The sequence below is a fragment of the Bacteroidia bacterium genome (assembly GCA_020852255.1).
In the GTDB taxonomy this organism is placed as follows: domain Bacteria; phylum Bacteroidota; class Bacteroidia; order JADZBD01; family JADZBD01; genus JADZBD01.
Window position 1 is genome coordinate 65,095 of the sequence record JADZBD010000018.1, and the last position, 12,780, is coordinate 77,874.

Consider the following 12,780-nt stretch of genomic DNA (forward strand, 5'->3'; position numbering starts at 1 on the left):
TTATGCACTACTTGTTAACAGGTTTTCCTTTGGCCATGAAGTAGGCCGGGCTCTGTAATAGCTTGCCTATCACATAGAACTGAACAAGAATGATCTCATTCTTGTTATTATTTATGGTTCCCCACATCCGGTCAGGATCCTCCGTAAAGGTTTTTCCTTTGATCACCAAATCATCCGATTTTTTGGTTGGAGCCTTGGGATAGGTTGTGAGTACGGTGGATTTTCCGTTTACATCTGTTGCTGTGACCCTGTGAACCGGTGCGTTCCCGGTGATGGAATCTGTTTTAACTTTCTCAAATACTTCAATCCCCTCATAATTGACTGAACTGAAATAGCTGAGATATTGCCTGGTTTTAACAGAGTCAATACCAGAGAGCTCATTCCCGTTCTTATCAAACACCTTCACCGTGCGCATACCGGTAAGTTCTACAGAGAAAGTAGAGTCGGGGCTCCGGTAATAAACCACCTCCACTTTGCGGAGTGTGCTGGCATCGAACCGGTATAATATTTTATCTCTCCACACCTTTGCGTCTGTGAAATAGCGGGGACTCAGGTATCCGACAAATCCGGGCAAGTGAACCACAAAAGGAGCCTCGGCATTTACACCTTCTTTGTGGTCGTGAAGCAGCATATAGGTTCCTTCCTGGTCCGGCGTTTCTCCGCCAACGTAATACACTTTATGTAATTCTCCCTTCAAATAGATTTCCACTTTTGTGCTTCCGCTGGCAAGAGACTTCGTAATATTCTCTTCTGCTCTTTTACCGACCGGATTACGTACCTGCACTTTGCAGATTGATTCCAGCAGATTGTTCATGGCATCATTCCGTGCAGGATATGTATCATTGACCTTCCACATTCCGGCACCTTCTCGCTCCAGTATGGCCGATTGACCTGTTTTGCTGGTGATCACCACTTTTGTGATATTGGCGGTGTCCGTAACAGCAAAATCCTTCATTTCTTTTTTTAGGGTCGTGTTGGTTTTTGAATACCAAACCCAGGCAGCTATTGCGGCCAGCAGGATCACGGTAACCCATAAGATGCTGTTCTTTTTCATCGGTTGTATTTTCTTTTTCTCAGGTAGAACATGGCCAGTCCGAAAAGCAATACCGACCCTATGGGGATGATGGTGTTGATGAGCTGCCACTGCAGCCGTTCTTTATTTACCTTTTTTGTGTCAAGCATGCGCAGTACCACTTCGCGGCTTCGCACGGATAGAAGCCCGCTGTCGTCGCACAGGTAATTCACCGCATTGAGCAGAAATATTTTATTGCCAAAGGTTTCCTTGGTCCAGATGTCGTAACCCAGCGGCAATGCCATTCCGTTGGAGGGCTGGATTTTATTCGCAATCATATCTCCATCGCCGATCACAATAACTTTTGTGGGTTTACTGTCTTTGATTCGTGTAAATCCCGGCATGGAATCCAGCGCCCCTAATGCCTGGAATTTGTATAACGATTCAAAACGCCCCTCCAGAAGAACTGCCAGAGGAATACCGGATTCACGGTACTGCTTCTCGTTGGGTCGCCGTGTGATACCTCTAAGTGTGATATATACAGGAGTGTTAGAAGTTTTGGAGGCCGTACCGGAGCGAAGAAGGATGGTTTTTTTAATTCCGGGCGAAACCAGCGTATCCAGGGAACTTACAAATTCTGTTTTTACCGCATTCAGGTTAGTAACAATGGGATGTTCGCTGCCTGCAGTTGCCAGTGGGAAGAACAGCCAGGGATAATACTGATACCTTCCCTGTACGGGAATGGGTACGAGTGAAGCATTCATGTCCTGAACCAGATTGTAGTTCGCCCTGATACCGTATTTAAACAGCATGTCGTCCAGATTGATTTTATTAGGCAGACCATAGGTAAATTCCGCAGACGTCAGGCTGTCCATACTTGTATATACCGGATCAATGAGGAACATGAGCTTCCCTCCGTCCATCAGGTACTGGTCAAGAATGAATTTATCCTGTTCGGAAACAAATGTGTCAGGGCGGGCGATGATGATTGCTTTGTATTCTTTTGCTCTGGTCAGTTTTTTCAGCTGGCTGTTGAAGCGGATACGCTCTACTACATAATATTCTGATAGGGCCGTGGAAAGGTCCGCCACATGAAGGCTGTCCCATTCGCCATGTCCTTCAAGGAAAGCGATCTTTGGCTTAAGCCGTGATTGCAGTTTACGAATAGCGTTGGAAAGCTCGTATTCGAGGTTTTCGATTGAATTATTGAGTACTATTTCGCTGGGAACTCCCATTTCGTCCCTGAACAGCTGAACAGCCACCTCTCGTCCCTTGAAGGAAGCGATTGCTCCCGGGAAGAGGGTCTTTTGGGTAGTCGCCCCCTTGTCCTTCACCTCCAGAACCGCCGGCAGGATCCCTTTCTGGTAGAGCTGCCGGTAAACATCCATCTGCTCTTTTTCCGCAATTCCGGCAATGGGATCTACAAATTCATATTCAATATTTTCTCCGGAAACAACCCTGAATTCGTCCAGCATTTCTCTGGCAGAAGTACGAAGACGGTCAAATCCTGCAGGGAAATCCTCTCCTTCCAGGTAAATGCGGAAGAAAACCACATCGTCCAGCTCTTCCAGTAATTCTCTGGTCTGATCAGAGAGCGTATATCGTTTTTCTTCTGTAAGATCAAGCCGGAAAAAGAACTGACTGCCAAGAAAATTCAGCAAAAGCAGTCCTGCAACGGCAAGAAAGAGTTGGATCAGATCGTTCCGTTTGCTGCTTTTTCTGCTCATGACCATTTACGGCTTTCGAGAACGGTTTTGGTAAGCAGGATGAACAGGAGAATAAGGCTAATGAAGTAAAGCATATCCCGGGAATCTACCACACCGCGGCTCAAGGAGATGTAATGGTCATTGATACCGAATGAGAGGATGAGCCGGTCAATGCCGTTCAGGAAGGACAATTCCCCGATGAACTGAAATCCCATAAAAAAGAAAAAACAGATCAGCACGGCAAAAATGAACGCGATCACCTGGTTGTCAGTCAGCGAAGAGGCAAAAATACCAATCGCAACAAAGGCGCCGGCAAGAAAGAGAAGTCCGATATAGGAGCCCCAGGTGCCTCCGGTATCTATTCCCGGCGGAACACCCATGCGTGAAACGGTAAAGAAGAAAAGCAGGGTCGGAAGCAGGGAAAACAATACAAGCAGGAAACCGGCCAGGAATTTGGCGAAGATTACCTGAAGATCCGAAAGCGGACGTGTCATAAGAAGTTCTATGGTGCCTGAGCGCTTTTCATCTGCAAAGGAGCGCATGGTGATTGCGGGGATCAGGAACAGAAAAACCCAGGGGGCGAGGGCGAACAGCGGATCAATAGTGGCAAAGCCGTTGTCGAGTATATTGGTATCTCCAGGTAAAAGCCACAGGAAAATGCAGAGCAGCAGAAGAAAAACGCTGATGGCGACGTAGCCTATCAGAGAACTAAGGAATGCACGAATTTCCTTTCTGAGCAATGCAAGCATACGCCTGATGATACGGTTTTGGGGATGGACAAAGGTACTATTTTTGCCCACTCCTCAAGGCCAGCTTTCTTTCCTTTTTTTCTTTCAGTTTTCGTTCATAGGCGAGTATGAGCAGGTAATACCAGATGACACCGACAATATAGAGGGCGGCAGTGATGAGAAAGATATATACATACCGGATATGGCTGTCACGCATGCTCGCGAAAAGTTGTCCGCTAAAATACCAGGAACCCGACCAGATCGCAGAAGTAAGGGCGCTCACGAGTTCACGGTTTCTTTTTCCCACGTATCCCATCACGATCTCCGTGGTCATGGGTCCGGCCATATTCATCAGAGGCTGGCGCAGAAGGAAGCATCCCATTGCGATGAAAACAGCAATCGTAACATCTGCATAAAACTGTGTAGTAGCCATCATAATCAGGGCAATGATGGCAAAGCTTTGGGTAGTGGGAACAGCGGTTTTGTATCCCATTTTTTTCTTGATCCCCGGTACTGCCAGTGAGCCCATTGCAACCAGCAGAGCTCCGCCAAGGTTCAATGCGGCAAAGGTGCTGGTGCTTAATCCGTGTACCTCCGTGAAGAAGAGGCTAATGAAGGGAATGGTGAAACCTGCGCCGATCGCTATGATCAGGGTTGGAAGCAGGGCTTTGAATAGCACGGGAATGTCCTTTTTTCCGGTGGATCGCTTTTCCGGATTAAGTACGGGAACTTGTTCGTTACGACCAGCTCTGACCATAAAGACAAGTGAGACAAAACCCAGTACCCCGAAACCTGTGAGAAGGTTCTGTTCGCTGAACAGTATCTGGTCGTACCCGTTCAATGCGGAAATGATCACATGGCTGGCGATGGTGGCTACACTCCATGTGGCATAAGATAAAGCGATGGCTGAGGTGTGATTTTCTTTGCTGCTGTTTCGCAGTATGAATGGCAATACCGGCACCTGCATAAAGGTGAATGAAGCACCCCACAATACCTGAAAAACATGGTTCAGCATCAGGTTATGACTTCCAACCGTATAAAGTATACCGAAGGAAAATGCCGGAACAAACAGGCAGGCCAGGTAAAACAGCCCTATGAGCCGCTTCCGCCGGATCCATACTCCGACAAAAAGAGCCAGAACCAGCACACCCAGGTAACGGTACTTGATGGAATTTCCGATCTCGCCGTCGGAATAACCTTCTGCCTTCATATACAAAGGCAGGATGCTCATAAAGGAAGTGTTAATCAGCTGCAGAAAAAACTCAGCCACTATCACTGCCATCACAGGACGTTCAATGAGCCGGTACGATCGAAACAAGCTCACCTCCCTAATGAATCAAGAATTGTTTTCGCGTCACTGGGTAAAACATACCGGCATTCTTTTTTTCTGAACCAGGTTTCCTGCCGTTTCGCATACTGACGGGTGTGGATATTGATCAGTTCCATACATTCCGTTTCAGTGATCTTTCCTTCAAGGTATTCAAACATCTCGCGGTAGCCCACCGTTTGAAGGGGCGTTGTGTTTTTGTAAGGAAGCAAACGCTGCACTTCCTCTTTCAGACCGCCGGAAATCATTGCCGAGGTGCGTTTCCGGATCCTTGCTTCAAGTTCCTTTCTTTCGGTCTGGATGCAAAATATCGATGCAGCGAAATTCCTTTTCTTTTTCTTTCCTTCCCGAAGCCGGGAATAGGGTGTACCTAATGAGCATATCTCCAGTGCTCGGATCATCCGCCTCGGATTCTCCGGATCCACTTGTTCGTAGTATTCCGGATCAGCCTCTTTCAGCAGTTGTTTCAGTTGCGATAAGCCCTGTTCTTCATAGATACGGTTAAAGTGATCCCGTATGCCATCGGGAATCGCAGGCAGGGAATCAAATCCCGACAGCACAGCATCAATGTATAAGCCACTTCCCCCGCACAGAATCAGATGGGGATGGTCTTTAAACAGGCTTTCAGCCAAAGGAATAACCAGCGATTCATATTCTCCGGCACTCAGAGGGGTGCTTACGGAGTGGCTTCCGACCAGATGATGCTGAACTTTACGCAGATCTTCCGCCGTTGGAGCCGCAGAACCAATGGGCATTTCGCGGTATATTTGACGCGAATCAGCATTGATCACAGGGCAGCCGAGTTCCCCGGCCAGCTCCAGGGCCAACGCGGTTTTGCCGGAGGCTGTAGGACCGGTGATGACAATGAGGCGATTACCTGAGCCTGTCATACGGCAACGAAGATACGCATTGACGGGCGGGAAAGTGCTATTTTTACCAACCATGAAACTTGGACTAAAAATCGCGGTACTTCTGTTTGCTGTGTCGGCTGCCTCCATGGCTGTGGTTGGTTTTATTTCTTATTCAAGGGCGAAGTCCGCAATGGAGCAGGAATCCTTTGCAAGACTTACCGCAGTCCGGGAAATGAAGGCCAGCCAGATCGAAGATTATTTTCTGAATATTCACGATCAGGTCCGCACGATGGCGGAGAGTCCTACTGTTATTCAGGCCATGAAAGAGTTCCGGTCCGGTTTCGACAAAATAGAGAAGGAAACGGGCCTAACCAAAGAGGGGATGCTGGGAATTAATACGCGACTCGACGCCTATCTTACCGGAGAGTACCTCCCAAGACTTAACGCGAATCTGGAGAGTCCCAGCACGCTGGCGTATGAAACTACACGCGATATGCGTGGACGGATTCTTCAAAACCTCTATATCGCATCCAATCCGAACCCGGTAGGGGAAAAGCATCGTTTGGATGCCTCTCCGGATCACTCGTCGTATAGTTCATCGCACCGGAAGTATCATCCCGTTTTTCGCCATTTTCTAGAGGAGTTCGGGTATTATGATATTTTCCTCATAGATGCTGTTTCAGGAAACATAGTGTACACCGTGTTCAAAGAAGTGGATTTTGGCACTTCCCTGACGGATGGTCCTTTTCAGCTTACGAATCTTGCAGATGCATATGTCAGTGCACAGAAGTCGGGAACGGCCGGGTTTACGAAACAGGTAGATTTTAAACCGTATCATCCTTCTTATAATGCCCATGCCTCATTTGTTGCCTGTCCGATCATGGAAGGAGACTCACTTATAGGTGTGTTGGCATTTCAAATGCCGATCTTACGAATCAATGAAATTATGACTTCGCACCAGCAATGGAAGGAAGTAGGACTGGGCGTATCCGGCGAAACCTATATTGTGGGCGAGGATTACACGTTGCGGAACCAGAGCCGTTTTCTGATAGAGGATCGTGAAAACTATTTCCGTATGATTGAAGGCCTGGGTACACCGGTACATGTTGTGGAGAGGATCAAAGCCATGGAGTCGTCCATAGGCTTGCAGGAAGTTCGAACCCGTGGAACCGAAAGCGCTCTTTCCGGAAAAACCGAGTCAAGGATTTTCCCTGATTACAGGGGCGTGCCGGTGTTATCCGCTTACAAGCCGCTCAAAATCCAGGATATGCATTGGGTGATTATGAGCGAGATCGACGAGGAGGAAGCCTTTGCCCATGTTACCAGCTTGAGGAATTATATGCTGATTGCATTTGGCGTGCTCCTGCTCCTTGTGATAGTAGGATCCGTGCTGATTGCGCGTAATGTTACCCGCCCCATTCATCTACTTACCTATGATGCCAAGGAACTGGCAAGGGGAAATTTTGATGTGGAGATCAATATAAGGCGAAGGGATGAGATCGGAATTCTGGCGCTGAGTTTCCGGAGTATGCAAACCTCAATAAAGAAGTTGATCGGAGACCTGCGGGATATTAATCAGAATCTGGAGAACAAAGTTGTAGAACGAACGAGTGAAATCCAGCGGCAGAAGGAACTGGTTGAGGACAAGAACAAGGAGATACTGGATTCCATTAATTATGCAAAGCGACTTCAGAGCGCGATACTCCCTCCCATGGACAAATTCAAAAAGAATCTGAAGAACAGCTTTGTCCTTTTTATCCCGAAGGACATTGTGTCGGGAGATTTTTACTGGATGTATAAAAAGGAGGAGGAGGTTATTGTGGCCGTGGTCGACTGTACCGGCCATGGGGTACCGGGAGCGATGGTAAGTGTGGTGGGCGCTAATAGTCTGGAGCGATGTGTCCGTGAGTTTAACCTTAAACGGCCGGCAACCATTCTGGATAAATTGCGTGAGCTCGTAGTGGAAACATTTGACACAACAGGGGAGGAGGTAAGGGATGGGATGGATCTTTCCCTGGTTTCAATTGATTTGAAGGAGCGAAAACTGCAATACGCCGGTGCGAATAATTCCCTTTGGATTGTGCGTAAAGGTGCAACGGAAGTGGAGGAGGTGAAAGCGGATAAACAACCTATCGGGAAGTACGAATATGCCCGGCCATTCACCAATCATGTCGCGCAGCTCAGTAAGGGTGATTGCTTTTATCTGTTTTCCGATGGCTATGCTGATCAGTTTGGCGGACCCTCCGGTAAGAAATTTAAATACAAAACACTGAAGGATCTTCTGGTGAAGATCCACGGAATGGAGATGGAAGATCAGCACCGGATGTTGCGCGAAACGTTTGATGTGTGGAAGGGTGAGCTGGATCAGATTGATGATATTTGTGTGATCGGGGTGAGGGTGTAGGTGCTCTATTTCAGCACCGGCACAAGAAAAATTGTCTGCGCGGCTGGTTTGTATCCAGGAGGCAGACAGGCAGGCAGCGTGCCTCAGCGTTCTGTTCGGTAATTTGTTTCTTAATTGTAAGTTTGCAGGATATTCAGTTTTACGAAATTGCCTTGAAAAATCTGCTTTTTTTACTTCTGTTAAATTCAGTTGTGCTGCACGGCAGGTCATCGGAAAGCGCAGAGCAGACCCCAACGTCACGAACGCTTGTTTACGCCGTGTACAAAGACGGGGATTCTATTGGAAGCCTGAAGGTGCAGCAAATTATTAAGGATACAATGACCTATTATCAGTCGCATCTTGATACCCGGTTCCGGGTGGTTATCAGTGTTACAATGCGTCAGCAGGTAAATGTAACATACGGAAAAAATCAATTGATCTCTGCCGTGTGTATACGGAAGGTCAATGACAACATCTCAGTTTTTAATCGCATTTTCTGGAACGGAAAGAATTATATATTAACAAATAAAGAGAAAAAAGAAACAATCGTTAGGGGGATGATACGCAGCAGCATGGTGAGCATGTATTTTACACCTCCGGTTCTTCCGGATACGGCAGTTATGGCGGAATCCTTCCTGGAGCTGACAGCTCCGGTTCAAACGGGCCCCTCAAAATACCTGACAACCTATAAGGACGGGAACACGGCGGTACATACTTATTCCGGTGGCAGGTGTGTACTCATTAACGCCACGGCGGACTGGGGAGTGAAACTGAAATTTGTGTTGGTGTCCGATTCGGATAATAAATAGAAGCGAGTTTCCAGTTGTTCTTGACTTCACCCTTTCGTAACTCATGCAGCAACAGACAATCCGGCCGTTCATGGGTTTTGATACATACGGAAGTATACGGTAGTTGCACCGAAGCGCGCACGAGAGAGTTATTCCTGAAGAGTGGGGCAGGGAGGAAATGGGTAGCGGAAAACTTTTCCCGGTACAAAGGGACCATAGCCTGATTTACATTTTTTATTACTTTTGCCGCGGAGAAGTGGCAGAGCGGTCGATCGCGGCGGTCTTGAAAACCGTTAGGTGTAACAGCCTCGGGGGTTCGAATCCCTCCTTCTCCGCAAAAAGGGACTGCCCCCATAAAAAAGGGGGCAGTCCTTTTTCAACTACCCCCAAACTGTTTGATAACCGGGCGATTTCAGCGATCACCGAATTTATTTTTAGGGTTCGAAATGCTCCTAAATTCTTGTCATAGGCTAAACCGGAAGGAAAGACAAGTTTCTGTAATTTCTCCCGTAAGTTCAGTCCTCCCTGCGCCCATAATGAGGTGAGATTCAGGCAGAAGTTTACTGCTTGCTTGAGTTTTCCTCCGAGGTTCGAAATGGCAACACCCACTTTAGCCAACTCTGCGAGTATTTTCTCCCGATCACCCGCCAGTTTGCTCATTAAGCGTTCAAACACTTCCCTGGTCATTTCTTCCTTGACATAGAATTTCTCTTCCAGAACTACCAAGCCGTTTTCCAGCTCTCCTAATTGCTTTTGGAAGCGTGTTTCCTTCTCTGCGCTGTCTTTGTTGGTCTCGCTATAATCATGCTCCAGCTTCCATACAATTGCGTCTATAAGGGATTCCCTCACTTGGTACTTTCCCAGCTCCTCCAGGAACAGATTGTGCATATCCTTTGCGCTTTTGTTACACTTGCATCCTACTTTGCGGCACTTGTAGTAATAGAGATTCTTTTTCTTAACGATGTAGCCAGTTAAGGGTTCGTTGCAATCCGCGCATTTTAGAAACACCTTCAGCGGCACTCCTTCATTCTCCCTTTTATGCGGCACGCCATATTTTGTGGAGCTAAGGCGTATGTCGTTAACTTTATAAAACACTTCCTTGCTCACCATTGGTTCGTGTTTGCCTTCAACCACCTTGCCATCCAAAATTCCGTGCGCGATCAGACCCGCGTAAAAGGGATTCTTAAAGATTTTATAAATACGCTGCTTGTAGGTTTTCACACCTATCTTTTCCAGCATTTTGATGATGTCCTCGTTCTTGTACCCCTCCAGCTTCCATTCCCAAGCCTTTCGGAGCTTCTTGCCGTATTCATTCAACACGATCTTTCTCTCTCCATTGATCTTGACCGTATCATATCCGACAGGGGCCGGAATACACCATTCTCCTTGCTCATACTTTGACTTCAAACCGGCATGGGTTACCTGCTGGCGTTGCACGTTATCCCATTTAGCAAATATGAGCTGCATTTCCTGAAACAAAACTCCGCTGCTGTTTGAAGTATCAATAGGTTCTGTTACTGCAATGATGTGGATGCCATATTTATTCCTGAGTTCATCCGCGATGGAAATGGCTTTACCACCCGTGCGGCTGAACCTTGTCATTTTGTAAACAAGTATGGTGCTGATTTTTCCCTTGCTCCGTTTACAAAATTCAATCATACGCTGAAACTCTTTTCGCTCATCGGTCTTTGCGCTTTCATACGTTGCACCAAAGCCCGCTACGATTTGCAACTTGAATCTCTTTGCAAATTCCTCAATCGCCTTGTTTTGGTTGCCAATGGATTCATTGGTATCGAACTGCTTTTTGCCTGATACCCGCGTGTACTTAATGACCATGCGGGAATCCACTTTTTTGATTGCAGTTTTGCTCTTGCGTCCGAATTTGTGGTTTAAGATTGCTTGTACTTCTATGTTCATGCTGCTTGTTTTAAATTATCCTGATTATTTTTTTCGTTTAGTTCCTGCTGGTACTGGAACTCAACGATGATGCTCACCAATGCTTCGATAGCGAAAAGAATCTCCTGAGCCTGTTCATCCGTCAGCTTTTCATCCTTCATCAGCTCCTTTAATTTTTCTACCGTTAACGGCTCCTTCCTGGGATTAATCCCCTCGTATTTTCTAAGCTCAACTATTTTTCCTTTTTCTTTCATGTTTCCATTTATTGAAAAAGGCCCCGTGTATATTATTAATACATTGATTATCAACATATTACAAATGTACGGAGCCTTTTTGAATTGGCAAAATCTTTAAAATCCTACTCAAAAATGTCCATCTCCCCGCCCTGGTTGTACCTGCCGAACTGTACGGCCTTCCCTGGCTCAGGTATTTCGATCACCACGTCCACATCATGCTGGAATTCGTTCTTGCCCCTGAAATTTCCACCTTTGGTTGTCTGGAAAACGAAGACGAAAGACTTGCCCCGGTAGGTTCTGCGTAGCCCATCCAGATCACCAGGTGAAAGGCCGAGCTTGTTCACGCTGTCCAGGAAGATAAAATCATAGCTGGATAAATCTTCGGGCAGATAATCGCTTACAAAAAGGTTGGGATGCTTTACGTTTTTATCGTTGAGCTTGATCTGAAGGGTGGCATCCAGCCCTTCCTCCCTTGCAACGTATAACACTTTGCCATGATTTCGTGCCAGGTATCCCGCAAACTCCACACTTAGGTATGACTTACCCATCTTAGGCCGCCCGAATACCATTGCTGTAAAGCCTGGCGCGGGATCTCCGATCAGTTTCTTCCACTTTCCGGTAAAGCCAATGGACTTGAAAGTCATATCAGCAAATTCCATACTGCTCATCAGTTTATTGTCTTTGCTTTCTTCAATTCCGTTCAATCCACATTCGCATCCTTCAAGATCATCCCCACTATGCACTTGTTCCATCCATTCCCAATTAATCGCATTCAAAAGGTCGTCCATGCTTTTATACCAATCGGAATCATGCCCGAAACCTTCCAGTTTAATCGCTCCTGATTTTTCTTTGCGAATACCTGTTATTGCAATTTGTATTCTGCTGGGTTCGGAAGTTCCTCGCGGATAGAAAGGTTTTTTGAAAGTGATAATATTGCCTTTCTTTATTGCTTTGATCCTTTTCTCCCGTGTATCGTACAGCTTTCCTCCTCTGCCTTTTCCTAATAAACCCAACAGGCCGTTCAGCTCCGCAGAATTCATCGGAAGTGTTTTCGCTTTTTTATCCTCCAAGAATTCTTTGAGGGATTTCCAAATCTCGTTGAGCTTAACTGCGTACTTGTCGTCCTTTACGATCTTACCTTTTTTTACTGTCCGGTTCATCTGCTCATAGAGCTTTGCGGCCTTTTCCTTTACACCAACCTTTCCGTGCAGGCTGACATACCGTTTAATGAACTGAATGGATTTATATATCTGCTCTCCTTCAATTTCCTGTTTGAATTCGACTACAATCTTTCCTGGTATTTCAATTTCAACCGTGCGGCTCTTCATTCCATTATAAGCCTTGAGCAAGCTTTCCTGAATATGGAGAATCTGTTTTGCCCATTCGGATTCCTTCCTGATCCTGCGTTCCAGGATCGCCCGTTGGAGGCCATTAATAAACCGCAACAGTTCTTCTTTGGTTTTGCGCTTGCCGTTCAGATTGAGATACCGCTTCATAAAGCGCAACTCCTCCGGGATTCGCTCCACCAGTTCTACATCATCTTCTTCCTCATCCGCTTCTTGCTTCTCTGCCCGTTGTTTTTTGGACTTTTCAGGTTTTGTTTTGCGCTCCTCCTTTTTCGGGGATGCACTTTCATTTTTCTCCTGCTTGGCGGGAAGGTGACTGGATAATTTCTGAAAATAGTCATCCACCACCTTCTGTATGGTTGAGCTGGAGTGGTATGTGTTCCAGTCCGTACCGTTCTGCGTAACCTTGTTCACGAATTCATGTCCTTTCTGCAATGGTGCAGGCAGGGATGAAATGTCGAGCGAGCTTACTTTGCTGTAATAGTTGTCTGCGTTTATCATGGTAAT

Annotated in this window: 10 protein-coding genes, 1 tRNA gene and 1 pseudogene; 4 read left to right on the forward strand and 8 right to left on the reverse strand. The window is 46.6% G+C overall.

Annotated features, from left to right (window positions below; all coding sequences use genetic code 11):
• Positions 1 to 7: 7 nt before the first annotated feature.
• From IT233_10480 to miaA, 5 genes are read right to left on the reverse strand one after another with little or no spacing between them, the layout of a single operon-like run.
• A complete protein-coding gene (locus IT233_10480) occupies positions 8 to 1,054 on the reverse strand; it encodes a DUF4340 domain-containing protein (GenBank protein ID MCC7303057.1) in 1,047 nt (348 codons plus the stop codon).
• The gene (gldG, locus tag IT233_10485; GenBank protein ID MCC7303058.1) at positions 1,051 to 2,739 is read right to left on the reverse strand and encodes a gliding motility-associated ABC transporter substrate-binding protein GldG; all 1,689 of its coding nucleotides are present in this window, start codon (positions 2,737 to 2,739) and stop codon (positions 1,051 to 1,053) included. The genes IT233_10480 and gldG overlap by 4 nt, the downstream gene beginning before the upstream one ends.
• Positions 2,736 to 3,467 carry a gliding motility-associated ABC transporter permease subunit GldF gene (gene gldF, locus IT233_10490; GenBank protein ID MCC7303059.1) on the reverse strand — a complete coding sequence of 244 codons (732 nt, stop codon included), beginning with the start codon at positions 3,465 to 3,467 and terminating at the stop codon, positions 2,736 to 2,738. The genes gldG and gldF overlap by 4 nt, the downstream gene beginning before the upstream one ends.
• A 37-nt stretch (positions 3,468 to 3,504) precedes the next feature.
• Positions 3,505 to 4,770 carry an MFS transporter gene (locus IT233_10495; GenBank protein MCC7303060.1) on the reverse strand — a complete coding sequence of 422 codons (1,266 nt, stop codon included), beginning with the start codon at positions 4,768 to 4,770 and terminating at the stop codon, positions 3,505 to 3,507.
• Positions 4,767 to 5,663 carry a tRNA (adenosine(37)-N6)-dimethylallyltransferase MiaA gene (miaA, locus tag IT233_10500; GenBank protein ID MCC7303061.1) on the reverse strand — a complete coding sequence of 299 codons (897 nt, stop codon included), beginning with the start codon at positions 5,661 to 5,663 and terminating at the stop codon, positions 4,767 to 4,769. The genes IT233_10495 and miaA overlap by 4 nt, the downstream gene beginning before the upstream one ends.
• 52 nt (positions 5,664 to 5,715) lie before the next feature.
• On the opposite strand from miaA, the gene IT233_10505 reads away from it, so the two are divergent.
• From IT233_10505 to IT233_10520, 4 genes are all read left to right on the forward strand, one after another.
• Complete coding sequence (locus tag IT233_10505) at positions 5,716 to 8,028, forward strand: SpoIIE family protein phosphatase (GenBank protein MCC7303062.1); 2,313 nt, start codon at positions 5,716 to 5,718, stop codon at positions 8,026 to 8,028.
• 191 nt (positions 8,029 to 8,219) lie between these two features.
• Positions 8,220 to 8,816 (forward strand): hypothetical protein, encoded by a 597-nt coding sequence (locus tag IT233_10510; protein ID MCC7303063.1) that lies wholly within the window; start codon positions 8,220 to 8,222, stop codon positions 8,814 to 8,816.
• 229 nt (positions 8,817 to 9,045) lie between these two features.
• A tRNA-Ser gene (locus tag IT233_10515) sits at positions 9,046 to 9,130 on the forward strand.
• 703 nt (positions 9,131 to 9,833) lie between these two features.
• The gene (locus IT233_10520) at positions 9,834 to 10,196 is read left to right on the forward strand and encodes a hypothetical protein (GenBank protein ID MCC7303064.1); all 363 of its coding nucleotides are present in this window, start codon (positions 9,834 to 9,836) and stop codon (positions 10,194 to 10,196) included.
• Here the strand turns inward: IT233_10520 and IT233_10525 are convergent.
• The 3 genes and pseudogenes from IT233_10525 to IT233_10535 all read right to left on the reverse strand — a co-directional run bounded on the left by IT233_10525 (position 10,173) and on the right by IT233_10535 (position 12,774).
• Positions 10,173 to 10,712: pseudogene (locus IT233_10525) on the reverse strand (recombinase family protein). The gene IT233_10520 and the pseudogene IT233_10525 sit on opposite strands and share 24 nt — an antisense overlap.
• Positions 10,709 to 11,002 (reverse strand): hypothetical protein, encoded by a 294-nt coding sequence (locus IT233_10530; GenBank protein ID MCC7303065.1) that lies wholly within the window; start codon positions 11,000 to 11,002, stop codon positions 10,709 to 10,711. The pseudogene IT233_10525 and the gene IT233_10530 overlap by 4 nt, the downstream one beginning before the upstream one ends.
• A gap of 47 nt (positions 11,003 to 11,049) precedes the next feature.
• Complete coding sequence (locus tag IT233_10535) at positions 11,050 to 12,774, reverse strand: hypothetical protein (protein MCC7303066.1); 1,725 nt, start codon at positions 12,772 to 12,774, stop codon at positions 11,050 to 11,052.
• Between the last annotated feature and the right edge of the window lie 6 nt (positions 12,775 to 12,780).

Excerpts from the sequence above, each read along its gene's own strand:
- IT233_10480 (MCC7303057.1), bottom strand. The coding sequence starts at position 1,054 with ATGAAAAAGAACAGCATCTTATGGGTTACCGTGATCCTGCTGGCCGCA.
- gldG (MCC7303058.1), bottom strand. The coding sequence starts at position 2,739 with ATGAGCAGAAAAAGCAGCAAACGGAACGATCTGATCCAACTCTTTCTT.
- gldF (MCC7303059.1), bottom strand. The coding sequence starts at position 3,467 with ATGCTTGCATTGCTCAGAAAGGAAATTCGTGCATTCCTTAGTTCTCTG.
- miaA (MCC7303061.1), bottom strand. The coding sequence starts at position 5,663 with ATGACAGGCTCAGGTAATCGCCTCATTGTCATCACCGGTCCTACAGCC.
- IT233_10505 (MCC7303062.1), top strand. The coding sequence starts at position 5,716 with ATGAAACTTGGACTAAAAATCGCGGTACTTCTGTTTGCTGTGTCGGCT.
- IT233_10520 (MCC7303064.1), top strand. The coding sequence starts at position 9,834 with ATGCGGCACGCCATATTTTGTGGAGCTAAGGCGTATGTCGTTAACTTT.
- IT233_10530 (MCC7303065.1), bottom strand. The coding sequence starts at position 11,002 with ATGTTGATAATCAATGTATTAATAATATACACGGGGCCTTTTTCAATA.
- IT233_10535 (MCC7303066.1), bottom strand. The coding sequence starts at position 12,774 with ATGATAAACGCAGACAACTATTACAGCAAAGTAAGCTCGCTCGACATT.